This is a genomic window from Pseudomonas sp. NPDC088444 (assembly GCF_044900175.1).
Taxonomy (GTDB): Bacteria; Pseudomonadota; Gammaproteobacteria; order Pseudomonadales; family Pseudomonadaceae; genus Aquipseudomonas.
Genome location: NZ_JBJDNK010000002.1, coordinates 531204 through 557975 on the forward strand (window position 1 = coordinate 531204; position 26772 = coordinate 557975).

General features: G+C 56.8%; 26 protein-coding genes and 4 pseudogenes. 16 read left to right on the forward strand and 14 right to left on the reverse strand.

The features are described from left to right. Positions 1-66 precede the first annotated feature (66 nt). A complete protein-coding gene (locus ACI2KB_RS06845; RefSeq protein WP_404632701.1) occupies positions 67-825 on the reverse strand; it encodes an SDR family NAD(P)-dependent oxidoreductase in 759 nt (252 codons plus the stop codon). A 250-nt stretch (positions 826-1075) separates the two neighbouring features. On the opposite strand from ACI2KB_RS06845, the gene ACI2KB_RS06850 reads away from it, so the two are divergent. Continuing rightward, positions 1076-2530: an MFS transporter gene (locus tag ACI2KB_RS06850; RefSeq protein ID WP_404632702.1), complete on the forward strand. Its 1455-nt coding sequence runs from the start codon at positions 1076-1078 to the stop codon at positions 2528-2530. A 6-nt stretch (positions 2531-2536) separates the two neighbouring features. Here ACI2KB_RS06850 and ACI2KB_RS06855 read toward each other — a convergent pair whose 3' ends face one another. Together ACI2KB_RS06855 and ACI2KB_RS06860 are read right to left on the reverse strand one after the other, a co-directional pair. Then, positions 2537-3397 (reverse strand): LysR family transcriptional regulator, encoded by an 861-nt coding sequence (locus ACI2KB_RS06855; protein WP_404632704.1) that lies wholly within the window; start codon positions 3395-3397, stop codon positions 2537-2539. A gap of 590 nt (positions 3398-3987) precedes the next feature. Next, positions 3988-4137: pseudogene (locus ACI2KB_RS06860) on the reverse strand (IS5/IS1182 family transposase); the annotation flags it as partial. A gap of 105 nt (positions 4138-4242) precedes the next feature. On the opposite strand from ACI2KB_RS06860, the gene tnpA reads away from it, so the two are divergent. From tnpA to tnpC, 3 genes are all read left to right on the forward strand, one after another. Further along, positions 4243-4575: an IS66-like element accessory protein TnpA gene (gene tnpA, locus ACI2KB_RS06865; RefSeq protein ID WP_404632706.1), complete on the forward strand. Its 333-nt coding sequence runs from the start codon at positions 4243-4245 to the stop codon at positions 4573-4575. Beyond that, the gene (gene tnpB, locus ACI2KB_RS06870) at positions 4572-4907 is read left to right on the forward strand and encodes an IS66 family insertion sequence element accessory protein TnpB (RefSeq protein WP_404632708.1); all 336 of its coding nucleotides are present in this window, start codon (positions 4572-4574) and stop codon (positions 4905-4907) included. Before tnpA ends, tnpB begins: the two co-directional genes overlap by 4 nt. 61 nt (positions 4908-4968) lie before the next feature. Continuing rightward, complete coding sequence (tnpC, locus tag ACI2KB_RS06875) at positions 4969-6546, forward strand: IS66 family transposase (RefSeq protein ID WP_404632710.1); 1578 nt, start codon at positions 4969-4971, stop codon at positions 6544-6546. A gap of 211 nt (positions 6547-6757) precedes the next feature. On the opposite strand, the gene ACI2KB_RS06880 is transcribed toward tnpC, so the two are convergent. The 6 genes and pseudogenes from ACI2KB_RS06880 to ACI2KB_RS06905 form a co-directional block, all read right to left on the reverse strand. Beyond that, on the reverse strand, positions 6758-7597 hold the full coding sequence (locus ACI2KB_RS06880) for an oxidoreductase (protein ID WP_404632712.1): 840 nt from the start codon (positions 7595-7597) through the stop codon (positions 6758-6760). A 567-nt stretch (positions 7598-8164) separates the two neighbouring features. Next, positions 8165-9175: an AraC family transcriptional regulator ligand-binding domain-containing protein gene (locus ACI2KB_RS06885; RefSeq protein ID WP_404632714.1), complete on the reverse strand. Its 1011-nt coding sequence runs from the start codon at positions 9173-9175 to the stop codon at positions 8165-8167. A 206-nt stretch (positions 9176-9381) separates the two neighbouring features. Continuing rightward, positions 9382-10739 (reverse strand): annotated as a pseudogene (locus ACI2KB_RS06890) (IS1182 family transposase). A gap of 369 nt (positions 10740-11108) precedes the next feature. After that, positions 11109-11774 carry a glutathione S-transferase family protein gene (locus tag ACI2KB_RS06895; RefSeq protein ID WP_404632716.1) on the reverse strand — a complete coding sequence of 222 codons (666 nt, stop codon included), beginning with the start codon at positions 11772-11774 and terminating at the stop codon, positions 11109-11111. 72 nt (positions 11775-11846) lie between these two features. Then, entirely contained in the window at positions 11847-12518 is a 672-nt protein-coding gene (locus ACI2KB_RS06900) for an isochorismatase family cysteine hydrolase (protein WP_404632718.1), read from the reverse strand. A 29-nt stretch (positions 12519-12547) separates the two neighbouring features. Then, positions 12548-13300: an SDR family oxidoreductase gene (locus tag ACI2KB_RS06905; protein WP_404632720.1), complete on the reverse strand. Its 753-nt coding sequence runs from the start codon at positions 13298-13300 to the stop codon at positions 12548-12550. A gap of 130 nt (positions 13301-13430) precedes the next feature. On the opposite strand from ACI2KB_RS06905, the gene ACI2KB_RS06910 reads away from it, so the two are divergent. After that, entirely contained in the window at positions 13431-14348 is a 918-nt protein-coding gene (locus tag ACI2KB_RS06910) for a LysR family transcriptional regulator (protein WP_404632798.1), read from the forward strand. A gap of 68 nt (positions 14349-14416) precedes the next feature. Here ACI2KB_RS06910 and ACI2KB_RS06915 read toward each other — a convergent pair whose 3' ends face one another. Then, entirely contained in the window at positions 14417-15064 is a 648-nt protein-coding gene (locus tag ACI2KB_RS06915) for a helix-turn-helix domain-containing protein (RefSeq protein WP_404632722.1), read from the reverse strand. Between the two features lie 223 nt (positions 15065-15287). Between ACI2KB_RS06915 and ACI2KB_RS06920 the strand changes: the two genes are divergently transcribed. Both ACI2KB_RS06920 and ACI2KB_RS06925 read left to right on the forward strand, forming a co-directional pair. Next, positions 15288-16496, forward strand: a complete 1209-nt coding sequence (locus ACI2KB_RS06920) for an MFS transporter (RefSeq protein ID WP_404632724.1) — start codon at positions 15288-15290, stop codon at positions 16494-16496. A 1-nt stretch (position 16497) separates the two neighbouring features. Continuing rightward, on the forward strand, positions 16498-17313 hold the full coding sequence (locus tag ACI2KB_RS06925) for an alpha/beta fold hydrolase (protein WP_404632726.1): 816 nt from the start codon (positions 16498-16500) through the stop codon (positions 17311-17313). 166 nt (positions 17314-17479) lie between these two features. On the opposite strand, the gene ACI2KB_RS06930 is transcribed toward ACI2KB_RS06925, so the two are convergent. Together ACI2KB_RS06930 and ACI2KB_RS06935 are read right to left on the reverse strand one after the other, a co-directional pair. Next, a complete protein-coding gene (locus tag ACI2KB_RS06930) occupies positions 17480-17869 on the reverse strand; it encodes a hypothetical protein (protein WP_404632728.1) in 390 nt (129 codons plus the stop codon). A gap of 42 nt (positions 17870-17911) precedes the next feature. Then, positions 17912-18862, reverse strand: coding sequence for a GlxA family transcriptional regulator (locus ACI2KB_RS06935; protein WP_404632730.1), 951 nt, complete (start codon positions 18860-18862; stop codon positions 17912-17914). A 111-nt stretch (positions 18863-18973) separates the two neighbouring features. Here ACI2KB_RS06935 and ACI2KB_RS06940 point away from each other — a divergent pair, with 111 nt between their 5' ends. The 4 genes from ACI2KB_RS06940 to ACI2KB_RS06955 all read left to right on the forward strand — a co-directional run bounded on the left by ACI2KB_RS06940 (position 18974) and on the right by ACI2KB_RS06955 (position 21128). After that, entirely contained in the window at positions 18974-19768 is a 795-nt protein-coding gene (locus ACI2KB_RS06940; RefSeq protein WP_404632732.1) for an SDR family NAD(P)-dependent oxidoreductase, read from the forward strand. A gap of 54 nt (positions 19769-19822) precedes the next feature. Then, positions 19823-20287: a nuclear transport factor 2 family protein gene (locus tag ACI2KB_RS06945; RefSeq protein WP_404632734.1), complete on the forward strand. Its 465-nt coding sequence runs from the start codon at positions 19823-19825 to the stop codon at positions 20285-20287. A 67-nt stretch (positions 20288-20354) separates the two neighbouring features. Beyond that, positions 20355-20747 carry an ester cyclase gene (locus tag ACI2KB_RS06950; RefSeq protein WP_404632736.1) on the forward strand — a complete coding sequence of 131 codons (393 nt, stop codon included), beginning with the start codon at positions 20355-20357 and terminating at the stop codon, positions 20745-20747. 81 nt (positions 20748-20828) lie between these two features. After that, complete coding sequence (locus tag ACI2KB_RS06955; RefSeq protein ID WP_404632738.1) at positions 20829-21128, forward strand: SDR family NAD(P)-dependent oxidoreductase; 300 nt, start codon at positions 20829-20831, stop codon at positions 21126-21128. A gap of 40 nt (positions 21129-21168) precedes the next feature. Here ACI2KB_RS06955 and ACI2KB_RS06960 read toward each other — a convergent pair. Continuing rightward, positions 21169-21319: pseudogene (locus ACI2KB_RS06960) on the reverse strand (IS5/IS1182 family transposase); the annotation flags it as partial. A gap of 74 nt (positions 21320-21393) precedes the next feature. Between ACI2KB_RS06960 and ACI2KB_RS06965 the strand changes: the two are divergent. Then, positions 21394-21480: pseudogene (locus tag ACI2KB_RS06965) on the forward strand (thioredoxin); the annotation flags it as partial. A 12-nt stretch (positions 21481-21492) separates the two neighbouring features. Here ACI2KB_RS06965 and ACI2KB_RS06970 read toward each other — a convergent pair. After that, complete coding sequence (locus ACI2KB_RS06970; RefSeq protein WP_404632740.1) at positions 21493-22410, reverse strand: LysR substrate-binding domain-containing protein; 918 nt, start codon at positions 22408-22410, stop codon at positions 21493-21495. 191 nt (positions 22411-22601) lie between these two features. On the opposite strand from ACI2KB_RS06970, the gene ACI2KB_RS06975 reads away from it, so the two are divergent. The 4 genes from ACI2KB_RS06975 to ACI2KB_RS06990 all read left to right on the forward strand — a co-directional run bounded on the left by ACI2KB_RS06975 (position 22602) and on the right by ACI2KB_RS06990 (position 26624). Next, positions 22602-23351, forward strand: coding sequence for an SDR family NAD(P)-dependent oxidoreductase (locus ACI2KB_RS06975; protein ID WP_404632742.1), 750 nt, complete (start codon positions 22602-22604; stop codon positions 23349-23351). Positions 23352-23451: 100 nt separating this feature from the next. Next, a complete protein-coding gene (locus tag ACI2KB_RS06980) occupies positions 23452-24753 on the forward strand; it encodes an MFS transporter (protein ID WP_404632744.1) in 1302 nt (433 codons plus the stop codon). An 18-nt stretch (positions 24754-24771) separates the two neighbouring features. Next, entirely contained in the window at positions 24772-25620 is an 849-nt protein-coding gene (locus ACI2KB_RS06985) for a transketolase (protein WP_404632746.1), read from the forward strand. Next, complete coding sequence (locus tag ACI2KB_RS06990) at positions 25617-26624, forward strand: transketolase family protein (RefSeq protein ID WP_404632748.1); 1008 nt, start codon at positions 25617-25619, stop codon at positions 26622-26624. Before ACI2KB_RS06985 ends, ACI2KB_RS06990 begins: the two co-directional genes overlap by 4 nt. Positions 26625-26772: the final 148 nt, after the last annotated feature.

Consider the following 26772-nt stretch of genomic DNA (forward strand, 5'->3'; position numbering starts at 1 on the left):
ATGGTTAGGCCACCGTCCAAGCCAAGGGTTGCCTCATCGATCATTCGCGAATGCCCAAACAAAACTTCAGATTTGAGACAAGCCACCATCGACCATCAACTCGACGCCGTTCACGTACCTGGCGTCGTCAGAGGCCAAAAACAGCGCGGCGCTGGCGATGTCTTCAGGTGCGGCCATGTAGCCCAATGGCGTGATTTCCTCCACATATTGGAGCAGAGCGGCGATGTCGCTCTCACTCATCTTTAGCCCGTTGTCCATCAGCGGCGTGCGGGTGAAGCCTGGGCTCAATACGTTCGCGCGGATTTTGCGGCCCTTGAGTTCATTGGCCCAGGTGCGTGCGAATGATCTCACCGCCGCCTTAGAGGCGTTATAAAGGCTCAATCCTTCCATGCCGTTGCTTGAACAGATCGAGGCGGTCAGGACAATGGACGCCGCGTCTTTCATCAGGGGCAGCAGCGTCTGAACGCTGAAAAACACGCCTTTGACGTTCACGTCGAACATTGAGTAGTAGGCGGCCTCGCTGGTCTCTCCTGTCGGGTTCTTCTCGCAGATCCCGGCATTGGCGAACACGGCGTCCAACTGATCTTCCTGTGCCTCGATTGTTGCCTTGAGTGCATCGAGATCGGGCTGGTGCGAGACATCAGATACCACGGCGACAGCCTTGTCACCGAGTCTGGCAACCGCCGTCTCCAGCGTGAGTGGCGAACGCCCAGTGATGTAAACGCGTTTGGCGCCCTCGGCGATCAAGGCTTGCGCAATGGAAAATCCGATCCCCGTGGACGCGCCAGTCACAACGGCAACCTGATCGCTGAATTTACCTGACATATCTGACTCCTCAGTCCTGAATAAATGGTCGGTTTATCCATGGTGAGCCTGATCGGAGCAGAACGGCACTGACAGGTATGAACAACAGCCGTGCAGTTTTGTCAGGCGAAAAGCGAAGAGCAATTACCTAAATTCAGGTCATCACTCAAGCGTCGACGCGAGCGATTGAGAAGTTAGCCCGACGGACGCTTGGCCTTTAACTATTCGCCTTTTCGTCGTGAAACCTGAGCGTTCACACAGGATGCCTGTCATGTCTCAAATCCAAACCGAAAAACCCGAGCCGCGGCGCTGGTTGATGTTCGCCATATTGCTCGTAGGTGCGTTTCTTCCACCTCTGGATTTCTTCATCGTCAATGTTGCGCTGCCCTCCATACAGGATGATCTGGGTACGGCATCGTCTGCCGAGCAACTGGTAATCTCGTCCTATGCGGCGCTCTATGCTGTGACGCTTATCACCGGCGGGCGGCTTGGCGATCTGTACGGCCGTGGGCGGATGTTCTTCCTCGGCCTGCTGGGCTTCGCCGCCGCGTCGGTAATGTGTGGTCTGGCGCCTTCGCCGTGGATCCTCATCCTGGGACGCGCCTTACAGGGCGTGACCGCAGCAGTGATGGCACCTCAGGCACTCGCATCGGTGCAAGCAATTTTCCCAGCGTCAGAACGACCTCTCGCACTGAGTTTGTACGGCGCCGTGTTTGGACTGGCGTCTGTGATCGGTCAGGCGCTGGGAGGGGTTCTGATCACGCTCGACGTAATGGGCATGGGATGGAGGGCGATATTTCTGGTCAACTTACCGATTGCATTGCTGGTTATCGCGTTCGGCATTCCCGTGCTCAAAGAAACCCGTGCGCTGCACGCGAACAAGCTGGATCTGCTGGGCACGGGGCTGTCGATGCTGGCTCTGACCGCTTTGGTCGTGCCGCTGATTGAAGGTCGCGAAGCAGGATGGCCCTTGTGGGCTTGGGTGTCGCTCGCCGCAGCCCCGGTGCTGACAGCGATGTTCTGGCGATACGAGACCCGCCTGCACCTCAGCGGGGGTACACCTATCCTAAACCCGGCAGCACTGAAAGCACCAGGCTTGGGCCGAGCGTTGTTGGTCGCGTTGTGCTTCTACGCACTCGGTGTGTTTTTCCTGCTGCTTTCGATCTATGTGCAAGGCGCATTGCACATGACAGCACTGCAAGCCGGTCTGATCTTCCTGCCGTTCGGCGCGGGATTTCTGATGGGACCTCTATCCGTGCCTCTACTCAGACGCGCCATTGGAGAGTACGTGAACCCCGCCGGCATGGGACTGGAAGTACTGGGCCTTCTATGGCTTGCCTGGCTCTTGACCAAGACGCCGACCACCTTCGCCCCGCCCTTCTGGCCTCTGACTGCCATCCTGTTTCTGATAGGGTTCGGACAAGGGCTCGCGCTGCCCACGCTGATGCGAATGGTCACGGGGCGGGTCGCGCCAGCGTATGCGGGGATGATCGCAGGCATCACCAGCGCCACGTTGCAAATCAGTACATCGCTGAGCGTCGCACTCATCGGCGGCGTTTTTTATACCGTGCTGGGGAATCAAGCCTCAGCGGTCAGTATCACTCACGCCTTTACGATCTCTGTTCTGTGTATCGCCGCGTGCCTGGCCGTGGGAACTGCCTTGAGTCTGACCCTGTCGCGGCAGCCAGCGGTGGCGCTAGAAGCGTCCGCTGCTCGCTCGACCTGAGAAGCTTTACCGTTGTCCCCTGTCGCCGATCATGCTGGAGGCAAGGTCGGCCAGTGCGCGAAGCCGATCCATCTGGCGCATGTCCCGGTGATACCCCATCCATATGTCCCGACCTGGCGGTGGCTCGCCCTCATCAAGCAGCCGAAGGCCCGACACTGAGTCGCCGAGGACGCGCGGCAAGACGGCGAGGCCAAGCCCCTTCGCGCACATCTGCGCCTGAACCGTGCGGCTGCTGCTGGTGAATACGGTGTGCGCCAGCGGATAGCGCTGTTGTAGCCACTGCACATCCGGATAATGTGCCTGGGCTATATTCATCAGAATCAGACCCAGACCTTCGCCGTCCAGGTGCGGCGTTGGGGCATTCTGAGCCGCGTAGAGCCCGTACGGCAGGGTTGTCAGCTTGCGGTGGACGATGTCCGGTTCGGTAAAGGGTACGATCCGAAAGGCGATGTCGGCATCTCGACGAGCAAGGTCGAATAAACGATGCCCGGCGATGACTTCGGGAACGATCAACGGATGCCGTCGCACCAGTTCAGTCAGGACCGGCGATAACACATGGCAAGCGAACCAATCAGCCGAAGAGATGCGCAACAGCCCCTCCGCTTGATCGCCATGTCCTGCCAGACGACGCTCTATAGCCAAAGCGCTGTGTTCCATATCCTGGGCCAGACTGAGGATTCTCTCGCCACTGTCCGTGAGCACCATTCCTTGCGCAGTGCGCAGAAAAAAAGGTTGCCCACTGGTTTGTTCAAGCACCTGCAAGCGCCGCCCAACCGTGGGGTGACTGACCCCCAACAGTCTGGCAGCGCCACCAAGCGAGCCGCTGCGGGCGATTGCCAGAAATATCCGCATGTCACTCCAGTCCATGCCCCACCTCGTATATAAAAGAACGACGAGGTTGCAGCAATGGCAGTCTCGCAGCAATCCCCGAGATACAGAGTTTCAATCCATCAAACCCACCGAGAGGCTTCAACATGAACATCGGCTGTATCGGAACGGGCAGCATGAGTTGCGTCATGATTCCCCTGCTGTTCTAAGCAGACCGACAACCGCACCTACGCACGCTTTGACGGGCTTGGAAAAGGCGAAATTCTGATTGGCCCGCTGGTACTGTCGTACGTTTGCTCAAGACGTATGGCCATGGTCGATTCTGCCCTCGCATTTTTGATGTCGCGGGGTGACGCTGTCATTCCTGATCACCACAATCGCCTTTGTCCCGAAGATCTTCCTGTTTGATTTTGAAAGACCTTTAGCGGCCTCCAGCGAGCGGCTGCTATCGGTTCAGGCTGTGTGAAAACGCGCTAAACACCTCGAAAACTGAAAGTCGCTAGGGATGCCTATGGAATCAGATGGCGGAAGCGCGAATTAGCTTAGTCAGTGACATAGACGTTCGTAATGCCGTTTGGGCCGCGTCAGCGGCCCAAACGGCTTCTAACTGGCGGGTCAAGTGGCTGGGTTCACGCCCTGATCGCCTCAAGCGGTCCTGCGATGCCGAAGATGCTCATCATTCGTTTGAGGTTGTAGGCGAGCACATGAAGACTCATCTTAGTGCTCACCCTCGGCTGGGTTTTGGTCAGGAAGTGGGCACTTCCCAGCCAGTACTTTAGCGGTATGCGTCCGGCAAAGTCATCTAGCCCACACTAAAAAGCCAAGACATGGTGTGCACTTAAATTTAAGTGGACACCAGCTCCAGCCTTTTAAGCGGGTATTTCATGCAGCCACAACGCCGTTCCTACTCCAAATCCTTCAAGGCCCAGATCATTCAAGAGTGCGCACAGCTCGGCGCTTCGATTGCCAGCGTCGCCCTCAGCCATAGCCTCAACGCAAACCTCGTCCACAAATGGATTCGGGGGCAAGCGCAGAAAAGCACGGCGCTACAACCTGCATTCATTCCGCTGCCTATCCAGTCGGCAGGAATAAATTCGCAAGCCGCATCATCAAATATCTGCGTTGAGATCCAGCACCCACTTGGCACCGTCAAAGTGAACTGGCCAACTGAAAGTGCTGCTGCCTGCGCGACCTTTCTTCGAGACTTGCTGCGATGATCCGCATCGACTTCATCTGGCTCGCCACGGAGCCGATGGACATGCGCGCTGGTACCGAGACGGCGTTGGCCAGGGTGATCTCGGTGTTTGGTGCGGCGAAGCCGCACTGTGCTTATCTGTTCGCCAACCGCCGCGCCACTCGGATGAAAGTTCTGGTGCATGACGGCTTCGGGATCTGGCTGGCTGCTAGGCGGTTGAATCAAGGCAGGTTTCACTGGCCAGGCATTCGCCAAGGCGCCGAAATAGAGTTGGATACCGAGCAACTCCAAGCCCTGGTATTGTGCCTGCCATGGCAACGCGTGGGTTCCGGCGGCGCGATCACACGGGTTTAACGGCTGCCATTAGCCTATCGATCTATCGCTGCGAGTTGTCTGGTCTGGCAAAATCGGCACCATGACTTCTCTTCCTGCTCTCGACCACCTGACCCCTGAACAACTGCGCGCGTTGGCGGCGCAGTTGATGCAGCGTGTCGAGACGCTCGACCTTCAAGTAGAAACGCTGGATAAGACGGTTGAGACGATGGGCAAGAAGATCAACCGCGACCATACGGTGATTGAGAAGCTGACACACGAGATCGCACAACTCAAGCGTTTGAAGTTTGCCAAGCGCAGCGAGCAGATGAGTCCTGAGCAAGCCAGCTTGCTTGATGACCTGATCGATACCGATATCGCGGCGATTGAAGCAGAGTTTCAAGCCTTGCAAACAGTGCCAGCGGCGACCGAGAAAAAGCAGAAGCCCAGGCGCACTGCATTACCAGCTGAGTTTCCACGCACGCTGATCCATCACGAACCGGACAACACTCACTGCCTATGTGGCTGCGCACTCAAACGCATCGGTGAAGACGTCAGCGAGAAGCTGGACTACACGCCCGGCGTGTTTACTGTTGAACGCCATGTCCGTGGCAAGTGGGTCTGTGATGACTGCGAAACGCTGATCCAGGCGCCGGTTCCGGCGCAGGTTATCGACAAGGGTATTCCGACCGCTGGTCTACTTGCCCACGTCATGATCGCGAAGTTCTCCGACCACCTGCCGCTTTACCGCCAGGAATCGATTTTCGGTCGGGCAGGCTTGGCAATTCCACGTTCAACCTTGGCTCAATGGGTTGGCATGACTGGCGTGCAGTTGCAGCCTCTGGTCGACGCGCTGCGTGACGTAGTGCTCGGGCAGCAGGTCATCCACGCCGATGAAACACCGGTGCAGATGCTCGCTCCGGGCTCGAAGAAAACCCATCGTTCCTATGTTTGGGCATACGCCACCAGCCAGTTCTGCGAAACAGCGGCTGTCGTTTACGATTTCAGCCCCAGCCGCGCCGGTGAACATGCTCGCAATTTCCTGCAAGACTGGAAGGGCAAGCTGGTCTGTGATGATTTTGGCGGTTACAAGGCCAGCTTCGAACTTGGTGTGACCGAGATCGGCTGCATGGCCCATGCGCGGCGCAAGTTCTTCGAACTGCACGCTACCAACAAAAGCACACTCGCCGAGCAAGCCCTGCGCTATTTCCAGTTGCTTTACGAAATCGAGAGCGAAGTCCGCCACCTGAAGCCAGATTTACGGCGCCAAATACGGCAAGAAAAATCCGTACCGGTGATGGATATGCTGCATGCCTGGATGATCGCCCAGCGCAATCTCGTGCCCGAAGGTTCGGTTATCAGTAAAGCACTCGATTACAGCCTGAAACGCTGGGCATCACTGTCGCGCTACCTCTATGACGGGGCCGTACCCATTGATAATAATTGGGCGGAGAATCAGATCCGACCGTGGGCGTTGGGACGAAAGAACTGGCTCTTTGCAGGATCATTGCGTAGCGGCAAACGGGCGGCGGCGATCATGAGTTTGATCCAGTCGGTACGGCTCAATGGGCATGATCCGTACGCCTACTTGAAGGACGTCCTCACGCGCCTGCCGACGCAACGGGCGAGTAAGCTTACCGAACTGCTGCCGCATCAGTGGGTGCCCGCTCAGCACGTTTAGTAACCATGATCGGCAGAGAGCTGCCTATAGACGCTGGAAGAGACAGGCAGAAAGCCAAAAGTGGCCATTCCCGGTCACTCTCGACTAACCAACACAATGCATGAGCGCTGGTGTCCACTGCGCTGCACGTTCCACAGCCGGGCGCCACTACGTCAATCTTTATCCTGCAAAGGCTGCTTGGACGTCGATCATCATTGTCTACTTGCGAACATCAGGACGAAATGCGAGAGATGCCAGTGGCCATGCGCATGAAGCTATCGAAGGCGCGATCAGAGAGGAGTCTGCGCATGAAGATCATGGGCTTGGCACCGAACCCTACCGCATAACGCGTCCTTGGACGGCGGGCACTAACGGCCTTTGCAATCGTGTCGGCGATCAGCTCAGGTGGAGACTGGCGCTTGCGGCTGGCTTCGCCGTCCATCGACTCTGCCATCGCCTTTGCCTGGCCGGCATAGGCCCCTCTGCCAGAGACTTCGCGTAATTTATCGGCGGCAATACCGGCCCACTCGGTCTTGATTCCTCCCGGTTCGAGAACCACTACATCGATGCCAAAGGGTTGCACTTCCATGCGCAGACAGTCACTGATCGCCTCAAGCGCGAACTTGGTGCCGTGGTACCAAGCCCCCAGCGGTGTGTGGATTTTGCCGCCCATCGAGCTAATGTTGATGATAGTTCCTGAGCGCTTCTGGCGCATGTGCGGCAGTGCCAATTGTGTCAGGCGGACAGCGCCGAACACATTGACATCGAACTGGGCGCGGGCCTCGTCCAGGGAGACGTCCTCCACGGCCCCGTATGAGCCGTAACCGGCGTTATTGACTAGCACATCAATACGGCCTGACTTGGCGATAATCTCCTTGATCCCAGCCTCCATCGATGCATCATTTGTCACGTCCATCGCCAGGATTTGGATGCCAGCATTGACCAGTGGCTGCATCCGGTCAATACGGCGTGCGGCAGCATACACCGTATAGCCGAGGCCTTTTAGCTTCAGTGAGGTGGCTTCGCCGATGCCGGAAGATGCGCCTGTCACGAGAGCAACTTTGGAGTTCATTTCGATAGTCCTTGGGAAGGTTTTTTGTGCGGGGTGGCGGATATTAGGCTCGCCTCTGTGCCATCCACTTTATGCAGTGGGCGGCACCATCGCCCTAGCGATCCGCGCCAACTTCTAAGCAAACTGCGCCAAACTCTCGGCTGCCGGTGTCAGGCGGGTATCCTGCTGATCGCCTCCTGAGAGTTTGAGTGTTCCTGGCTGCATACTCACCACTACCTGATTTGGCCTGCCCGTTGAGGTGGAGAATAGAGCCGCCAGGGGAGGTATACATTTGGTAGGGGACGTTTAGACCCTCGGTGTTGGGCGCTTAGCCTCTGCGAATCGTTAGCCTGGGGAGGCCCGCCTTGCCTTCACGCGCAGGTCGGTAGCGACTCCAAGCGACTCAAATCCATGATGTGGACGCGTAGCTTAGGGTGGCTGACGCTCAATGGCCGTCGGCTCAGCGCATGCACCTCAGAGACCGACCGTTCAGCAAGCAAGGCCTGAAGTATCAGGCCACCGATCAGACCTGTTGCATCAGCAACCAGCACCTTTAGTTGATCAGAAAGTATGGGCACGGCGTTTCCCTCAGTTCAGATGCATGACATGACGGGCGCTGTCAGGCGTTTGCCCTGTCCAGTCCTGGAATGCGCGATAGAAGGAATTGGGATCTTCAAAGCCGAGCAGGAAAGCGATCTCTTCACCAGACAACTTGGTATTTCCCAAGTAGTGGCGCGCCAGGTTCTCCCGGGTGCCATTGACTAAGGCGCGAAAGCTCGCTCCCCCATTTTCGAGCCTACGCTGCAACGTACGTTTGCTCATGCCCAAGCGCTCTGCCGTCTTCTCGATAGTGGCTGAATTACTCGGCAATAGCTCCAGCAAAACGGCACGCACACGTTCCGCCATCGTTGCCGTCGAATCGAGTTCGCTAAGTCGTCGACGCAGATCGGGCTCAAATACCCGCCACATGCCTTCGTTGACCGTCAGGAAAGGCCGCAGAACATCTGCGGCGGCAAAGGTGATGCTAGGGCTAGTTCCTTGGTGAATGGGGGCGGCGAAGAAGTTCTCGTAACGCCGGGCGTAAGCGTTGGGCGGGAGTTCTGGAAGCGCCACGCGAAGCGCTTTTACGGGCTCGCGGGTTGCGATACGGGCTAACTGCAAGAAGAAAGCGATTTCGGCCACTTGCAACGAACACGGCACATCGGTCTGTGCCGATAGCCAGCGCGGAGATACCGTCAGTTCGCCCATGTTGCCCACATCGACCTCCAGGCTCATGGGGGCCACAAGTTGCTTGTACTTGGCCAAGCGCTGCACCGCCTGCATCAAGTTGGCGCTGCACAGGGCTGCGAACAGGGGGGGATTGAAAAACTCGGCTGAGACCTTCTCGACCATGCGCAAGGAAAACAGGGGGTCACCTGCTTCGGCTTCGAGGTTACGCCAGAAGCGGAAATACTCTTCAGTAGTAAGTGCATACCCCTCGCGAGTAAATAGATCTTCTGGAAGCCCGGCCTTACGCAGTACATGACTCGGTTGAAAGCCCATATCTTTCAATAAAACCTGCCAACCGAAGTCCAAGTAAAATGATTGATTACGTGTCATCGAATCTCCACCACAGCCCAAGCTTCGAGTTGATCTCTGATTATCAAAAGATAAGTGTAGGGGGTTTGAACTTCAGCAAGCACGCAAATTGCGCCATATCAACAGCAATCTGCGCCAGCAGTCGAAATTTTTGCTCTCGCCAAAAACCTTGTCCAGCCAGATAGATTTGGGTTCACACGACCTACCGATGCAGTGTGCGAGTGAGATTACCGAGCTGTTGCCACACAGGTGGGCGCCCGTTTAATCACGAAAGGTGTGTTGGGCAGACGCTTACCTTTAGCGTTCCGAAAGGATGTTCAACAGTCTGTCGACGGACCCTCATCATCGCTGGATCATGTTCTAGCCGAACCTGCATCGCGTCGACTACAGCCTCATGTTCCCAGCGCTTCACACGGCGCTCCTTACCCGTCGTACATTGCTTTTGCATTTAGCAGGACTGGCAGTCCGAGAAGTAGTAACAATGCAATAACATGCCGTCTTCCATCGACGAATGCCGCCTGGTTAGTAACTGCCCCGCAGGGCATCGATACTCGTCCGACGCCGCAAGATAGATGAGTCCTGCTTACCGAATCGGCCTTCGGCTTTGCTGCCAGATGTGAGGGGTCTCGGTACGAAAGTAGTGATGCCGGCTTGCTCGCAAGCAAGGATTTCCAGACCTTTGTAATAGCCTCGGTCGGCCACCACCATGAGCGATTCAGCCTCGATTTCTTCACGCGCTTGGTTTGCCATATTGCTCAGTTGCCCACGATCATTACCAACGTTGGTCACCTCATGGGCAACGATCAGATGGTGTTTGTCGTCGACAGCTGTTTGACGTTGTATCCCACCGTTCCGGTGCCTCGGCCGCTTGTAGCCATTGAGCGTGCATCTGGGTCTGTGAGGGAGATCTGCTGGTCTGGACTTTGTGGAGCTGCGTCTCGATATCCTTGAGTTTCTGCATCTGCTTTTTCAATGTTTCTATCTTTTCTTTAAGCCGCTCTGCTTTGGCCTTGGCCATTTCGGGCGTTGCCCGATCCGCCAAATCCATCGCCGCCAGATATCGATCAATGCTTTGCTCGATCTGCTGCATGCGTGCCTTCACCTTGCCCTGAGTGAAGTTGCGGTCGCGACTATTGACGGCTTTGAATTTGCTGCCGTCGATGGCGATGATCGATTGGGAGAAGAGATTAAGGTTGCGACAAAGAACTACGAACTGGCGGCATACGCTGCGAATGGCTTTGCCGTTGTCTTTGCCAAAGTCGGCAATGGTTTTGAAGTCCGGAGCCAAACGCCCCGTTAGCCACATTAACTCGACGTTGCGCTCGGCCTCTCGCTCAAGTCGGCGGCTGGACTGAATCCGATTGAGATAGCCGTAGATATAGATCTTCAGCAACACCGCTGGGTGATAGGCCGGACGACCCGTAACGGCAGGATCAACGCCCTAAAAACCAAGTGCGCCCAGGTCGAGTTCATCGACGAAAACATCGACCACGCGCACTGGATTTTCTTCGGCTAAGTAATCGTCCAGACACTCCGGCAGCAAGGTGACTTGCGTCCGAGCCTTACCTTCAATAAATCGCTTCATGATCGCCCCCGCTACGATCTCGACGATCAGAAGATTAGACAATTGCGGGAGTTTTCACACAGCCTGGGTCGAAAGCAGTCGCTCGTGACAGATTGGTTTCGATCCAACGCTGGCGGTGCCGGATTCAGTTGCTATGGAACGAGTGAGCATGCTGCCCCCTTCTCTTCGAATGCTTTGAAAGCAGCTTTTTGGAAGTCTTTTAGAATTGAATTGTTTCGGAGGAGCCATGCCTCGATCCCAGGGCAAGCGCCTTACGATGCATGTCGAAGATCATCCGCTAGTTTATACGACCCTGGAAGGCACATTCCGGAAGGGTAATACTGCGCCATCGACGTCATCGTCTCGTATCGAGGAATCTGATCTATTCGCTCATGCTGACAGCACAATCGACTGGCGCTTCTCCAGGTAGAGTTGTAGACGTTCGGCGTAGTCTTCACCCACTGCGCCCTGCACGCTTGGCCGCAACGACAGGGCTTTCCGCCAGTTCGAGACCTTTGGCAACTTTGCAAACAGATCTCCAAATGCGACCGCGGGCAATAGGTCGAGGTAGCGAAAAACGGGAGCGACCAGCGCATCCACCATGCCGAAACTCCGACCGGCAAAATAGGGACCGTCAGCCAGCACTGATTCGAACCTCTCCAAATCTTGCCGGAACAAACCAGCGTGTCGTTCGGCCGTACCCTGATCTGCGGCAATCAAAAAGCCCCATGCATCAGCCAGCATCGCGGACGCCACGCTACACCAGGAACGTTGCAGTGCCTTCTCCAGTGCAGTGCCTGTATACATGGCTGGCAGCGGCTGGATGTCCTCGACGTATTCACAAATGACAGTGCTCTCGAAGAGTGCCACAGGTGGGCCGGTTTCTGGGGTGACTCGTAGAACCGGGACCTTGCCCATTGGGGATATAGCGACAAACCACTCCGGCTTGTGCTCGAGATTCACGTCCAACCTTTCAAACGGGATGCGCTTCTCGCGCAGCACAATAGCTACCCGTTGGACGAAGGGACAAAGTGGATGGCTTATCAGTGTGAGCATCGCAGGGTTCCAAATCGCGTAGTGGAAAACCCATGCTCAGTGGGCATGGGTTGTTTATCTCGCCAAGTGCAGTCAGCTTCCAGACTTGATGAAGTCCATCGCCGTGAGCCCGTTGCCGTAGAAGGGCAAAATGTCGGTGAGAAACGATGACTGCTGCTCTTCGGAAAAGCCCGCTGACGCGTCATAGATCACGTTCGTGTTGTAGCCAAGATCGTGAGCATTTCGCAGGGTCGATTCCACGCACTGACGCAGGGAGTAGCCCATCAGATAGATGTCTTCGATGTGATTGTTGCGCAGGTAGCTGTCCAGCGAAGTTCCGGCAAAAGCACTGCTTCCGGTTCGCTCACGGATCACGTACTCACCGGCTGTCGGCTCGAAGCCCGGGAAGAATTCCGCCTGTTTTCCGAGGAACGATTTGTATTGAGGCATCATGGCGCGCAGTCCGTATTTGGCCTGTCCGAGCACCTTGAATGAGGGGTCCAGGGTCATGGTCACATAGATAATTTCCATGTGGCGGCGGCGTGCTTCAGCCAGGACAAGCTTTGAGTTCTTCACCGAGTCATCAAACTGTTTGCGGTCCTTAAACTGGGAGTTGATGCCGCCTGTTGAGGCCATCCAGTCATTCTGGTACTCGATCAATATCAGTGCGCTTTTGTGAGTGTCATTGACCAACGTCTGAGCCTGCGCCGAAAGAGACGCCGCGACCACGACGGCTGCCAGGAGGCCGCCAATAAGCTTTTTCATTTTGGGTTTCCTGTTGAAAAAAGTGAAAGTCAGCCGTTCAGCGTGCGACCGCCGTCCACGATGATCTCGGTGCCTACGGTCCACTTGGATTCATCCGACGCCAGGTACACCACTGCCTTGGAAACTTCTTCTGGCGTGCCGAAGCGGCCAAATGGCACGGTAGAGAGGATTTGCTGGTTCACTTGCTCCCGGTACGCGTCAGGGATGCCGAGTTTGTCGTACAGCGGCGTATCCACCGGCCCGGGACTGACCGCATTGATGCGGATACCCGCAGACAGAAGCTCACCAGAAAGCGTTTTGGACATGTTGAGCAAGGCTGCTTTCGTAGCGGCGTACACGGAGGAACTCGGGGCACCCACATGCGCGTTGATCGAGGTGTTTAGCACCACGGAAGCTGGGTTAGCGAACACCGGCAATAGCGCTTGAATCAGGAAATAAGGGCCTTTGACATTGATCGCAAAAGACCGGTCGAACTGCTCTTCGGTCCACTGCTCAATCGGTACCCACACCGACACTCCGGCGTTAAGAAATGCAACGTCCAGCTCGCCGTATTGATCCTGGACATAGCGCGCCAATTTGCGTTGCGCTTCTACGTTGCCCGAATCCGCGCTGAATACTGCAACATCGCTACCCAACTCAGCTTTGGCTCTGGCGATGGACTCGGGATTGACTCCCGTGACAATGACGCGGGCACCTTCTGCGAGAAACTGCTTGGCCGTCTCAAGGCCAATACCACTGGTACCACCGGTAATAAGCGTACGTTTGCCATTCAAACGAGACATAGATGCTCCTGTCGCTGTGTGATGCGTTGCAGATGTGAAGTCAGCGACAGAGTGCATTCATGCCATACAACTGATAAGACGCCCAATCGGTATATACTTCATGCAACGACAGCATGAATGCGAGGTGGGAGTGGACCGGTTTTTGTTGATGTCGTGCTTTGCGAGAGCGGTGGAAACAGGGAGCTTTTCCGCAGCGGGCCGCCAGCTCGGCCTAGGGCAGCCCAATGTGAGCCGATACGTCGCGGCGCTGGAAGAACACCTGCAAACGAGATTGCTGCACAGATCCACGCGCAAACTTGTGCTAACGCCAGAGGGACAACGGTATTACGCCGAGGTACGTCGCATTCTTGATGCCGTCGCGGAATCCGAATCGGCGATGCGCGACAACGTCGCCCCATCAGGGCTGTTGCGCGTTGCCTGTCCAACGGCTTTAGCGCATGCTTTTCTTCTACCTCATCTTCCCGCTTTTCTAAACCAATACCCTGCGTTGTCCTTGGATTTGCAGATCAGTGACAGCTACGTCAACCTGGTGGACGAAGGCGCCGAGCTGGCCATCCGTATTGGCCATCTTGAAGACAGTGCTCTGAAAATTCGTCGTATTGGTTGGTTCGAACGCGTATGTGTGGCCAGCAAAGGGTACATTGCCCAGCATGGTATCCCAGACACTCCACATGGCCTCAAATCTCATCAATGCGTGATCTACACGCTTTTATCCTCCCGTACGACGTGGCATTTCAAAGACGAGGTTGTCGAAGTGGACGGGCGGTTCAGGGTAAATTCGCCGGAAGCAGTCCAGACTGCGGTGGGAGCCAGTTTAGGCATTGGTCATGGGCCACGCTGGTTATTTGATAAAGGCCTGGCTAGGGGGGACCTGCAGGTCATTCTCGGCCAGTTCAATGCACCACCTGTCCCGGTTCAGATCCTCTACGTGGCTAATCGATTACTCCCGAAGCGAGCTAGCGTTTTCATGGACTTCATTGCGGAAACCTTCGCCAAGATTCCTGCGCTGAATGCTGCATACATACCGGCTCAACGGGAACGGGTTTAGTCCTCCGCACCCTCCGGGCGGCCGGCTCCGATAGCTCTCAAATCAACCTGCAGCAAACAAGTCGCGTCTCAATTTCCGATGTGGGCTTGAAATTCAGACGGAGTCATTCCCATCACCTTCATGAAAGCTGCGCTGAATGCTGCAACGCTCGCATACCCTGTGCGATGAGCGATCTGTTTGATCATCATCTTGTCCACATTAAGCATCTGGAGTGCTGCCAGTATCCGCGCACGCTGCCGCCATTTCTTGAAGGTAATGTCTGTCTCTGCCACGAATAGCCGGGCAATCGTTCTAGTCGAGGAACCTGCTTCGGTAGCCAGCTCGTCGATATCCCTGATGCCCCGAATGTCTTCAAGCGCAAGCTCAGCGACACGGCGCGCGCGAGGATCGGTTGGCATTGGAATGAACGTCGTTGCATCGCCTGCCTCCGGCAATTCCAATAAAGCGATATGTGAGAGCAAGTCGAGTCGCTGAGCCGTGAGATTGGGCTGAAACATTGCCAGAATTGACTCGCGTAAAAGCGGGTTGACCTCAATCACAAACTCATCCTGCAAGGCTGTTTCACCACATTGTCTAACGATTCGTGAGGACTCGACGAAGAAGGTTCTCATCTCGATGTCAGCGAGGACATCGATCGCATGCTCCCGAAACGCCGGCAACCATACAGCGCGCTGCGGAGGAACCAGCCATCGCCCGGAAAGGGTCGTGACCTGCATCAAGCCTCGGTAGGCATAAAGCAGCTGACCTTGCCGATGCACGTGATAGCCCAGCTGTGTGCCACGTCGATAGCTGCGCGATAGGAGCGATACCTCCGTTTCAACCGATGGAGGTGAATTAGGGTAAGACGCAATTGGCATTTCCGCGATAGTCCTTGGCCGCACATCGATAACAGGTCAGATTACGCTAGCAGCTATCTGTTTCTGATGAAAGTTTCCTACCATGAACACCCGCGCATCTGTAGATCTTCTGACACCTTCAAACGCCCAGCCCACGCAACTCGCACTCAAGCTTTTTGCAATCGCGCTCTGTGGCTTTTGCCCTTTTCTGGCGGTGTATGTCACGCAACCCCTTTTACCCTTATTGGCAAAGGCCTTTTCGGCATCCGTTGGAGCGGTGAGTATCACTGTCACCGCCACCACCCTGGCTGTGGCACTGACAGCGCCAATCATCGGGCTCATTGCCGATGCCCTCGGTCGCAAACGGGTCATTGTGGTGGCCATCTTCGGTCTGGCCATTCCTATGGCGCTCGCAGCGACATCCAGCACATTGAATCAGCTCATAGTGTGGCGATTTCTCCAGGGCTTGTTCATCCCCGGGATTTTTTCCGTGGCACTTGCCTACCTTGGAGAGGAGTGGAAGGGACCGAACTCCGGGCTAGCCACATCTGCATACATCGCAGGGAACGTTCTCGGAAGCGTGTCCGGACGAGTAGTCGCAGGTTTCGTAGCGACGTGGACTGATTGGCACTACGCCTTCGTAGCCCAGTCAGTGCTATTGGTTTTGGGTGGATTTGCGGTTTGGGCACTCCTGCCTGCGTCGCAAAATTTTGTGGCGCAACGTCATTTTGGCCAAGGCATCAAGGCGATGCTGGGCCACTTTAAGAATCTTCCGCTCATCGCTGTATGGGCCATCGGCTTTAACACGCTGTTCGTCTTCGTTGCCGTGTTTACCTTCATCACCTTCCACCTGGCCGGTGCACCATTCAACCTCACGACTGTGCAGCTCGGATCAATGTTCTTACTGAACCTGTTTGGTGCGGTTGCGACGCCTTTCGCTGGCCGTTGGATCGACAAGATCGGTTCCAGGACAGTGCTGATCATTGCTTTGACGACCAGTGCGGTCGGTCTCCTGCTGACACTGACACCCTACCTGCTGTTGACCTTTCTAGGCTTGGCGCTCATCTCAATGGGCGTGTTCGTAGGCAACTCCGCTGCAAGTACAAACCTTGGCAAAGTCGCTGCGAAAGCCAAGTCTTCTGCGGCAGGACTTTACGTGTGTGCCTACTACGCAGGCGGCAGCGTGGGCGCTTATGTACCGGGTTTCGCTTACGCCATGGGCGGCTGGCCCGCGTGCGTCATCCTCATTCTCTTCGTAATGGCCATCAGTGCCGTGATCGCACTGCGCTTCTGGGCGCATCAGGAAGCCTGAGATGAATAACACAAAGATCGAACATTCAAGCCCCATGACATTTGTGCTTGTTCATGGCGCGTGGCACGGCGGATGGTGTTGGGATAGCGTGGTTCATCAACTGCGCGCACTGGGTCATAAGGTTTATGCACCGACGTTGACCGGATTGGGTGAGCGTTCGCATCTGTTGAATGCGGAAGTTGGGCTGCAAACCCACATACAAGACGTTACGAACGTCATCGAATACGAAGGTCTGTCGGACGTTGTGCTGGTCGGGCACAGCTACGGCGGAGTGCCTGCTATGGGTGCTGCAAGTCGATGCTCCAAAGACCTTCGATGTCTCGTCATGCTCGATGCATTGGTGTTGGATCATGGCGAGAACGTTTTTTGCCATTTGCCGCCTTCACGAGTGAGCGCCCATTTAACCAATGCCCTCCGATTCGGACAGGGTCATTCAATACCGGTGCCAACTGCTGAATCATTCGGCGTGGTATCGCAAGATCACAAGGCGTTGATCGAGGCCCGTTGCACACCGCATCCGCTGAAGACCTACGAGGACTCGCTGGTAGCGCCAAACGCTTCAGAGATGAACGTACCCAAAATATACGTGTATTGCTCCACTCCGTCGTATGAACCACTTGCACGCAGCCGGGCGCGTGTCCAAGCACGGCCGGACTGGGCGTGGACCGAGATCGCCACTGGCCACAACGCAATGATGAGTGCTCCGGATCTGCTGGTTAAAAAGCTGCTGGACGTTGCGGCTGGGCATAGCGCAAATCAGCTTGACCGTGATCCCCCCAACTGGCTTGAGCCTGCTTTCAGCTACACCTTGTCATGACTGTATCACGCGCAGAAAGCTAGCTAATGGCCTCGCACCCCCTCCTATGATCAGCCATTCCGCCGATTGGCTGAACAAGGGCGACCTTTTGTTAGAAGTCATGGCAGTTGTCGGTGCACATACATCTCCTCATGAATCTGCCTGCCTCAGGACTTCAATCACAGGGCTAGCATTCAAATGCTGGTTGACGTGTAAGTACTCCGACACTGACCTTCACCAGAAAACCAGCATTCAAGACATCGAGCTTCAGGGAGGATGGATTCCAGTGGCTCAACTGCTCAAGGGCGACGATTTGCTTGAGTTCGTCATCCGGGTGAATTCCGCGGCCCATCACGTCCAGGTGGTAAAGCCGCTGGCCGAAGCTGAGTACCTGATCCAATACATCTCCACGCTTACGAGTCTCCCGCCGGCGGGTCTTCTGGGTATAGGTGACGTTTATTGCCTGCCAAATGTCTCGCTTGCCGACGATATTTCTGTGCAGATAGTAGGTTAGCGACTGGCAGATATCAGCCAGAAGCGGACACTGCCCGGAACAGGACGGGATGTGACTTGACATCACAAGACACTAGAAGGCCACATGCCCTCGCGATGTTTTCGACTACCCCCCCATCGAACTTGCCCGTTTCTGCACTTTTTTCAAATCTTGCGGCGACATTCCCAGTACGCGCACGAACGCTCGCCGCATTCGCTCGCGATCCATGAAGCCCGTTTCCCTAGCGATCACCTCCAGGGGATGACGGGCCTGCTCAAGCAGTAGTTGAGCAGCTTCAACCCGAAGTTTCTCCACCGCTTTGGCCGGCGTCATGCCTGTTTCCAATTGGAAGCTACGATTGAACTGGCGCAAGCTCAGATGAGCCGCCTCTGCCAGTTGTTCGATGGTCAGCGGTGTGTGCAGGTTGCGCTTGGCGAAATCCAGTGCGGTCTGAATCCGGTCGGATTTGGGTTCGATTTCCAGCAAGGCGGAATGCTGCGATTGTCCCCCGGCCCGTCGGTGGTAGATCACCAGCTTCTGCGCCACCGAGCGAGCGACATCCACGCCCAGGTCTTTCTCGACCATCGCCAATGCCATGTCGATACCCGCAGTCATGCCAGCGGAGGTCCAGACGTTGCCGTCGGTAATGAAGATACGGTCTTCTTCGACAGAGATCTCGGGATAGCTCGATTGCAGCTCTCTGGCGAGCAGCCAATGCGTCGTCGCCCTTCGGCCGTTCAATACGCCGGCTTGGGCCAGGATGAACGCCCCGGTGCATATGGACGCCATGCGGCGAACCTCACCGACTGACTGCTGGATAAACGCAAGCATCGCGGGACTGCCAGAGGGTAGTGCAGTGCCACCGCACACGATCAACGTATCGAAGTGTTCAAGCACCAGGGGGGTGCTATCCACCGATACAGCAGCCGAACCGTTGACCCGCCCTCCCGCTTCGGAAATCACCTGAACCTCGTAGACCGGCGTGCCGTTCGTGAGGTTGGCAATCTCGAACACGGTGGAGGCTGCCAGCCCGATGGACTGAAAGTCGGGATAGACGATAAAGCCGACTCGTTGCATGACTCGCTCCTGGGTAAATGGCCAAAAACGCTGTGTCTGCGACATTTCGCACTTGGGCGGTGGTGCGTACTTTTGCGGTCAGGCAAACACAATCCCACCGGAGAAAACATCATGTTCAAGACTCAAAAGGGTACAGCAGTTGTCACCGGTGCATCGACCGGGATCGGAGAGATTTACGCCGAACGCTTGGCCGACCGCGGTTACGACCTGATCCTCGTCGCTCGCAACCGTGCAAAACTCAATCAGACTGCTGCCCGGATCAGCGATCGAACTGGCCGCGCGGTAGAAGTAGCTGCGGCCGACCTTGCAGATCCGACGGATCTGCTGCGTATAGAGCAGATCCTCAAACAGGACGCGAGTATCACCCTGCTGGTCAACAACGCCGGTGTCGGTGCAACCGCACCGCTGGTGCAGGCTGATGTCGACGAAATGACCCGAATGGTTGCACTTAACGTCACCGCCGTGATGCGCCTGACTTACGCAGTCATACCAGGCATGGTTGCGCGTGGTGAGGGCACCGTCGTCAACATTGCCTCTATCGTTGCTCTGGCCCCCGACATACTCAACGGAGTGTATGGCGGCAGCAAGGCCTTCGTCATGGCGCTGACGCAATCCCTGCACCATGAACTGCATGACAAGAACATTCGTGTTCAGGCCGTGCTGCCAGGCGCCACTTCCACACAGTTCTGGGATGCAGCAGGCCTGCCCGTCAGCAACCTGCCCGACAGCATTGTCATGTCCGCAGCGGACATGGTCGACGCCTCGCTCGCCGCACTGGACGCAGGAGAAGTCATAACCCTGCCCTCACTGCCCGATATCGCCCACTGGCACGCCTTCGAGCAGGCCGTTGACGCACTTCGTCCCTATCTGTCCCTGGCTCAACCCGCTCCGCGCCTCTGGCCCTGAGCGCTTGTTGCAGCCCTGAGAGCCCACCCCAATCATTTGTTGAGGAGAGACACCATGAAAGACGCAAAAGCACTGCTGCTAGACGTACTCGCGGCCATCCCGGATGGCAAGAAAGTCGCCGCGTTGTTCGCGGAGGACGGCGCCGTGGAACTGCCATTCCTGCACTCGGTCGGCATTGAGTCGCGCTTTGAAGGCGCCGCCGCGATTGAAGGTTTCTACGATCTGGTCAAGCAGCTTTACCCAGACTTCGCCTTCAAGCCTGAAGACACCCACGTATTGATCGAAACACCGGATCAGGTTTTCGCCGAATACACCGCGCATACCACTGCGGCAGGGACCGGACGCTTGATTCACCACTTGTTTGCGGCGCGCTTGGTGGCTGAAAACGGAAAAATCAAACTGCTGCGCGAGTCACTCAACGTGGTGGCGGCAGCCCAGGCCCTGAACCCGAACGGATTGGCAGATCTGCCGGCTTTCACAGACGAGATTTTCTCGGTGAAGCCTGGCTATCAGAGCTGAAGTACCGAAGCCACCACCCCTTTTGTGATAGGGCGGCCATTGCCGCCTTCCCGTCAGGTGAAATTTGATGACAGAGCAAGAGCAGCAGAACCTTCAGCGAGTACTCGATGGTTTCGAGACCCTATTCAATCGCAAGGACTTTGAAGCGGCCAAAAACTACTGGTCGGAGCATTACATCCAGCACAGTGCCTTAGTCCCGCCTGGACGCCAAGGCCTGTTCGACCAAGTTGCAAACGATCTGGTGTACGAAAACGCTGTCGCCATGGCCAAGGGCGATCTGGTCATGCTGCATGGCCGCTTCAGCAACACAGGCCACCCGCGAAACTGGATCACCATGGACCTTCTGCGCGTCGTCGATGGGCGGATGGTCGAGCACTGGGACGTGATTCAGAACGAGGCCAGCGAGGCTGAATCATTGGGCGGTCATCCCATGTTCGGCGACGCATTCGCTGACGCCTGACCCTTACCGTCTATCCATATGGCCCGGCGTTAACAGCTATCGCCTGCGCGCCAGGGCCACGCTGAACGAGCGAGAAGTCCAATGCCCAGATTTCATGAAAAGGTTGTGCTTATCACCGGCGCGTCGAAAGGTATCGGGGCCGATATCGCCAGAGGCTTCGGCGCAGAAGGCGCCAAGTTGGTGGTCGACTATGCCAGCGATATGGCAGAGCTGCACAGGTCGTCAGAGATATCGAAGCAGCAGGCGGTCAAGCGGTCGCCATTCAAACAGACGTCTCAGAATCCGGCTACGGCTTCATGTTCCCAGCGCTTTACCCGGCGTTCCTTCCCGGTCGTACATTGCTTGTGCATTGAGCAGGACTGGCATCCCGAGAAGTCATAACAGAGCAATAACATGCTGTCTTTCACTGAGCAATGCCGCCGGGTCAGCAACTCTCCCGCAGGGCATCGATACTCGTCCGATGCGGCAAGGTAGATGAAGTCCTGCTTGCCATATCGGCCTTCGGCTTCGCTGCCTGATGTCAGGGGGTTCGGTACAAAGGTGGTGATGCCAGCCTGCTCGCAGGCAAGCAACAACTGGAGAATCGACCCATGCAATCGGATGTACTTGCCTGGGGAAATGGCCCTCGCGTTTTCGAGGTGTTCCTGGGCCGACATTCATGATTAATGGGCTGGTACAGCCGGGCATGAGCAGTGGCGATCGTGTTTCTGACTGGCTCGCTAATCTAGGTTGAGTAAAGCGGCACTCAGAAGTCGAACCGGTGCCCTAGCTCGCCCTCCATCCACTCCAGAAAACGCCTGACACGAGGGAAGCTGGAGTGGGCCTTGGGAAATACCAGGTGGTGGGCCGCCACGGGCGCACTCAGTGTCTGCGGTGATACCTCCACCAGTTCCCCGCTGGCCAGATACTTCTGGGCCAATAACGAACTTTCGAGCGCGAAGCCCAAGCCGTAGCAGGCGGCTTCAAGGCTCATGTAGGAACGGTCGAAGCTCAACGTATAGGGCTGTTCCGGCCGAGCAAGGCCGTGCTGGGCAAACCAGGCTGGCCACTTCAGCAGTGTCGCTTCGGACAGGATCAAGTCGCTACCGAGCAGATCTTGTGCGCTCCTTATAGGTCTGCGTGCCAGCAGTTTTGGCGACGCCAGTACAGCAAAGCTCTCGTTGCGAACGGTACGGACCTCATAACTGGGCCAGTTCGGCTCGCCGTGGCGGATATCGACATCAATCTTGTCCCGGCTGAAATGTAGGGACTCGTAGGAGCATGAGAGGTTGATCTGGATATCCGGGTGGCTCAGTCGAAACGCTTCCAGTCTCGGCATTATCCACAGCAGACCGAAGCTGGGGGATGAGTGGAGCCTGAGGCAATCCAGGCTGACATCGCTTGTCGCCCGTTCAGTGGCGACTTCCAGGCTGTGCAGCAGTCCCGAAATGTCCTTGAGATACTGCTCGCCAACAGGGGTCAGGGTCACCCCGCGCGCCGCCCTGATGAACAGCTGTCGACCGATCATCGCCTCCAGTTTGGCGAGTTGATGACTTATGGCCGAGGGCGTCAGGTCCAGCACTTCGGCTGCTCGGGCTAAATTACCAAATCGAGCGGTTTGCTCGAAGGCTTGAATGGCTCTCAGCGGTGGCAGGTTCGCGGGCGATGTGTCGTCAGTGGGCATGCGGCTGAACCCTTATTTTTTTATGCGGTTTCGGAATGGGCTCATTCAACCATCGCCCTCCTGTCTTTGCGAGTGCTGAATTTTTTTCATGCACTAGTGAGTGTTGCGCCATTGCTCAGCCCCCGCGCGGAGAACACTCTGGCCCCATCGATCGTTGAATCGAATCATAAAAACAATCAGAGGTATCTCCCATGCTTCTTCAAGGCAAAGTCGCAATCATCACTGGCGCAGCTTCCGAACGCGGAATCGGTCGTGCCACTGCCGTCACATTCGCGCACCACGGTGCTCGCGTCGTAATCCTGGATCTCGATGAGTCTGCAGCACGCGATGCCGCCGCTGCACTTGGCGAAGGCCATCTGGGCTTGGGTGCCAACGTGGCAGATGAGTCGCAGGTGAAAGTCGCTGTCGCCAAGGTTTTGGAACACTTCGGCCGCATTGACGTTTTGGTCAATAACGCGGGAATCACCCAACCGATCAAGACACTGGACATCAAACACAGCGATTACGACAAGGTGCTGGATGTCAGCCTGCGCGGCACGCTGCTGATGTCTCAAGCGGTCATCCCAACCATGCGCGTCCAGTCTTCTGGCAGCATCGTGTGCATGTCCTCGGTTTCCGCCCAGCGTGGTGGCGGCATCTTCGGTGGTCCTCATTACAGTGCGGCCAAGGCCGGTGTACTGGGTTTGGGCAAGGCCATGGCGCGGGAATTTGGCCCTGACCAGATTCGCGTCAACTCCATTGCACCCGGCTTGATCCACACTGACATCACCGGTGGTTTGATGCAGGACGAACGTCGTCACGCAATCATCGAAGATATTCCACTGGGCCGTCTGGGAGCTGCGCAGGACGTCGCCAACGCCGCGTTATTCCTGGCAAGCGACTTATCCTCCTATCTCACGGGTATCACGCTCGATGTCAACGGCGGAATGCTGATTCACTGAGACTCAGTGGGTGGGTCGGCGACGGCCCGCATTGTTCTGGATCAATGATCCGCCAGGCCTGATCGCCTGGTGGTCTATAAAAACAAGAGATCAGACCATCATGATGACCACCATGACCTTGGACGCGGTTTCGGCCGTCCGTTCAAACGCTTATCGCAAGACCGCCTGGCGCCTGATGCCCTTTCTGATGCTGTGCTACCTGTGCGCGTATCTGGACCGCGTCAATGTCGGCTTCGCCAAGCTGCAAATGATGAACGACCTGTCCCTCAGCGAGACCGTATACGGCCTTGGCGCAGGCATGTTCTTCATTGGTTATTTCCTCTGTGAAGTGCCCAGCAATCTGATCCTGCACAAGGTCGGCGCACGCCGCTGGATCGCCCGGATCATGATTTCGTGGGGGATCATTTCCGCCTTGTTCGCCTTCGTCGAAACCGCCTGGCAGTTTTACGCCCTGCGCTTCCTGTTGGGGATCGCAGAAGCGGGTCTGGCACCAGGCTTGTTGCTGTACCTGACCTACTGGTTCCCATCCTATCGCCGCGCGAAGATGACGGTTCTTTGGTTCGTCGCTATTCCCCTGTCGGGCATGATTGGCGGCCCGCTGTCGGGCTGGATCATGAACAGCTTCGCAGGCTTTCATGGCTGGGCGGGTTGGCAGTGGATGTTTGTCATCGAAGCCATCCCGACTGTTGTCGTAGGCCTCATGGTGCTGGGCTATTTGAAAGACGGTGTGCATCAGGCGACCTGGCTTAGCGAGGACGAAAAAGAACTGGTCAACAAGGAGCTGGCCGAGGACAACAGCCGCAAGGTTACCCACGCCTCGCCGCGGGAGTTCATCCGTGACCGCCGTCTGTGGCTGTTGGCGTGCATCTACTTCTGTGTGGTCATGGGCCAGTACGCCATCACGTTTTGGCTGCCGACGCTGATCCGCAACGCCGGAGTATCGGACCCACTGCACATAGGCCTGCTGACCAGCCTGCCCTACATGTGCGCCATCGCCGCCATGCTGTTGATGGGCCGCAGTGGTGACAAGCATCGCGAACGCCGCTGGCACCTGGTTGCGCCGATGATCGCCGGCGCCATTGGCCTGACCTTCGCGGCCTTGCTAGGCGGCAACCTGCTGCTGTCGGTGCTCAGCCTGTGCCTGGCCGCTGCCGGGGTGCTCTCGGCGTCGTCACTGTTCTGGATGCTACCCACCACCTTGCTCGGCGGGGTTTCCGCTGCAGCGGGCATCGCAGGGATCAACAGCTTCGCCAACCTCGCCGGATTCTGCTCGCCCTACCTGATCGGTTGGATCACAACCACAACCGGTTCGAGCGCCATCGGCATGTACCTGATCACCGGCGTGCTGTTAATCGGGGCCTCGCTGGTCCTGCGCATCCCCGCCGCTTCGGTCAATCATTAAGTCCACGGAGTCGTCACCATGACTGTCAACGTCCCAAACACCGCGCTTTCGGCTCTGGCAGAGCGCGCCCATAACATCCGTCGCCATGCCCTGCGCATGGGCAAGGTGCAAGGCCAAGGTTACGTCGGCCAAGCCCTCGGCGCCGCCGACCTACTGGCGGTGTCGTACTTCCACGCGCTGCGCTATCAGCCGCAAAACCCTGAGTGGGAAAAACGCGACCGCTTCTATCTCTCGATCGGTCACTACGCCATCGCCCTGTATGCGGCGCTCATTGAAGCCGAAGTGATTCCACTCGACGAACTGGAAACCTACGGTTCGGACGACAGCCGCCTGCCGATGTCGGGTATGGCGGCCTACACGCCGGGTATGGAAATCACCGGCGGTTCCCTCGGCCATGGCCTGGGCATCGCGGTGGGTGCGTGCCTTGGGCTCAAACGCAAAAAATCCGACTCGTTCGTCTACAACCTGCTATCCGACGGCGAGTTGAACGAAGGTTCGACCTGGGAAGCGGCGATGTCGGCTTCGCACTGGAAACTCGACAACCTGATCGCGATCATCGACGTCAACAACCAGCAAGCGGATGGCCACTCCAGCGAAGTGCTGGCGTTCGAGCCCATCGTCGAACGCTGGCAGGCCTTTGGCTGGTTCACCCAGCGGGTAGACGGCAACGAAATCAGCGCCTTGGTCACTGCGTTTGACGCCGCGCGTAATCATCAAGGTCCCCAGCCTCGGGTCATCATCTGCGACACCAAGATGGGCAAGGGTGTGGACTTCCTCGAAACCCGCGAGAAAACCCACTTCATTCGAGTGGATGAAAACGAATGGGATCTGGCCTTGAATAACCTGAAGCTCGGGAGAACCTTATGAGCCGTGTAAATACCCCCGAAGCAGGCAAGAAGCGCCTGACTACTTCCGCGATGATTGCCTCTATTGCCGCTGAAGGTCAGGCCACTCGTTCTGCGCCTTTTGGCCATGCGCTGGCTGCGCTGGCTGAGCAGCGTTCGGACATCGTCGGGCTGTCGGCCGATCTGTCGAAATACACGGATCTGCACATCTTCGCCAAAGCTCACCCGGATCGCTTCTACCAGATGGGCATGGCCGAGCAACTGCTGATGAGCGCCGCTGCCGGTATGGCTCGCGAAGGATGCGTGCCGTTCGCCACGACCTATGCCGTGTTCGCCTCGCGCCGCGCCTACGACTTCATCTGCATGGCCATTGCCGAGGAGAACCTCAACGTCAAAATCGTCTGCGGTCTGCCAGGACTGACCACCGGGTACGGCCCCAGCCACCAGGCCACGGACGATCTCGCGATCTTTCGCGCCATGCCTAACTTGATGATCGTCGATCCGTGCGACGCCCTGGAAATCGAACAGGCCGTACCCGCCATCGCTGCCCACCAAGGTCCGGTGTATATGCGTCTGCTACGCGGCAATGTGCCGTTGGTATTGGATGAGTACGGTTACAAGTTCGAGATCGGCAAGGCCAAGACCCTGCGCACCGGCAAGGACGTGCTGATCATTTCCACGGGACTTATGACCATGCGCTCGCTGGAAGCCGCTGCACAGTTGCAAAAGGACGGTGTCGACGTAGCGGTGCTGCACGTGCCGACCATCAAACCGCTGGATGAGCAGGCGATTTTGGCCGAAGCACGCAAGTCAGGGCGGCTGGTGGTGACGGCTGAAAACCATTCGATTATCGGCGGACTGGGCGAAGCCGTGGCAGGCCTGCTGCTGCGCAATGGCATAACGCCGACATTCCGCCAGATTGCCCTGCCCGACGCCTTCCTTGACGCTGGCGCCCTGCCGACCTTGCATGATCGCTATGGTATTTCCACCCATGCTATAAGCGTTCAGATCAAAGCTTGGCTCTGAGGCACGTGACGGCACAAAAGAAAGCCGCCACTGGGCGGCTTTTTTGTGGGTGATGTCCCGTCCTGAATAAGGTTTACACCTTCTGACCTTTCCTCAGGAGGAACCAATGGATTCGGGAAAAAGGCGCAGTCAGCGGGATTACACGCTG

Excerpts from the sequence above, each read along its gene's own strand:
- ACI2KB_RS06845 (WP_404632701.1), bottom strand. The coding sequence starts at position 825 with ATGTCAGGTAAATTCAGCGATCAGGTTGCCGTTGTGACTGGCGCGTCC.
- ACI2KB_RS06850 (WP_404632702.1), top strand. The coding sequence starts at position 1,076 with ATGTCTCAAATCCAAACCGAAAAACCCGAGCCGCGGCGCTGGTTGATG.
- ACI2KB_RS06855 (WP_404632704.1), bottom strand. The coding sequence starts at position 3,397 with ATGGACTGGAGTGACATGCGGATATTTCTGGCAATCGCCCGCAGCGGC.
- tnpA (WP_404632706.1), top strand. The coding sequence starts at position 4,243 with ATGCAGCCACAACGCCGTTCCTACTCCAAATCCTTCAAGGCCCAGATC.
- tnpB (WP_404632708.1), top strand. The coding sequence starts at position 4,572 with ATGATCCGCATCGACTTCATCTGGCTCGCCACGGAGCCGATGGACATG.
- tnpC (WP_404632710.1), top strand. The coding sequence starts at position 4,969 with ATGACTTCTCTTCCTGCTCTCGACCACCTGACCCCTGAACAACTGCGC.
- ACI2KB_RS06880 (WP_404632712.1), bottom strand. The coding sequence starts at position 7,597 with ATGAACTCCAAAGTTGCTCTCGTGACAGGCGCATCTTCCGGCATCGGC.
- ACI2KB_RS06885 (WP_404632714.1), bottom strand. The coding sequence starts at position 9,175 with ATGACACGTAATCAATCATTTTACTTGGACTTCGGTTGGCAGGTTTTA.
- ACI2KB_RS06895 (WP_404632716.1), bottom strand. The coding sequence starts at position 11,774 with ATGCTCACACTGATAAGCCATCCACTTTGTCCCTTCGTCCAACGGGTA.
- ACI2KB_RS06900 (WP_404632718.1), bottom strand. The coding sequence starts at position 12,518 with ATGAAAAAGCTTATTGGCGGCCTCCTGGCAGCCGTCGTGGTCGCGGCG.
- ACI2KB_RS06905 (WP_404632720.1), bottom strand. The coding sequence starts at position 13,300 with ATGTCTCGTTTGAATGGCAAACGTACGCTTATTACCGGTGGTACCAGT.
- ACI2KB_RS06915 (WP_404632722.1), bottom strand. The coding sequence starts at position 15,064 with ATGCAGGTCACGACCCTTTCCGGGCGATGGCTGGTTCCTCCGCAGCGC.
- ACI2KB_RS06920 (WP_404632724.1), top strand. The coding sequence starts at position 15,288 with ATGAACACCCGCGCATCTGTAGATCTTCTGACACCTTCAAACGCCCAG.
- ACI2KB_RS06925 (WP_404632726.1), top strand. The coding sequence starts at position 16,498 with ATGAATAACACAAAGATCGAACATTCAAGCCCCATGACATTTGTGCTT.
- ACI2KB_RS06930 (WP_404632728.1), bottom strand. The coding sequence starts at position 17,869 with ATGTCAAGTCACATCCCGTCCTGTTCCGGGCAGTGTCCGCTTCTGGCT.
- ACI2KB_RS06935 (WP_404632730.1), bottom strand. The coding sequence starts at position 18,862 with ATGCAACGAGTCGGCTTTATCGTCTATCCCGACTTTCAGTCCATCGGG.
- ACI2KB_RS06940 (WP_404632732.1), top strand. The coding sequence starts at position 18,974 with ATGTTCAAGACTCAAAAGGGTACAGCAGTTGTCACCGGTGCATCGACC.
- ACI2KB_RS06945 (WP_404632734.1), top strand. The coding sequence starts at position 19,823 with ATGAAAGACGCAAAAGCACTGCTGCTAGACGTACTCGCGGCCATCCCG.
- ACI2KB_RS06950 (WP_404632736.1), top strand. The coding sequence starts at position 20,355 with ATGACAGAGCAAGAGCAGCAGAACCTTCAGCGAGTACTCGATGGTTTC.
- ACI2KB_RS06955 (WP_404632738.1), top strand. The coding sequence starts at position 20,829 with ATGCCCAGATTTCATGAAAAGGTTGTGCTTATCACCGGCGCGTCGAAA.
- ACI2KB_RS06970 (WP_404632740.1), bottom strand. The coding sequence starts at position 22,410 with ATGCCCACTGACGACACATCGCCCGCGAACCTGCCACCGCTGAGAGCC.
- ACI2KB_RS06975 (WP_404632742.1), top strand. The coding sequence starts at position 22,602 with ATGCTTCTTCAAGGCAAAGTCGCAATCATCACTGGCGCAGCTTCCGAA.
- ACI2KB_RS06980 (WP_404632744.1), top strand. The coding sequence starts at position 23,452 with ATGATGACCACCATGACCTTGGACGCGGTTTCGGCCGTCCGTTCAAAC.
- ACI2KB_RS06985 (WP_404632746.1), top strand. The coding sequence starts at position 24,772 with ATGACTGTCAACGTCCCAAACACCGCGCTTTCGGCTCTGGCAGAGCGC.
- ACI2KB_RS06990 (WP_404632748.1), top strand. The coding sequence starts at position 25,617 with ATGAGCCGTGTAAATACCCCCGAAGCAGGCAAGAAGCGCCTGACTACT.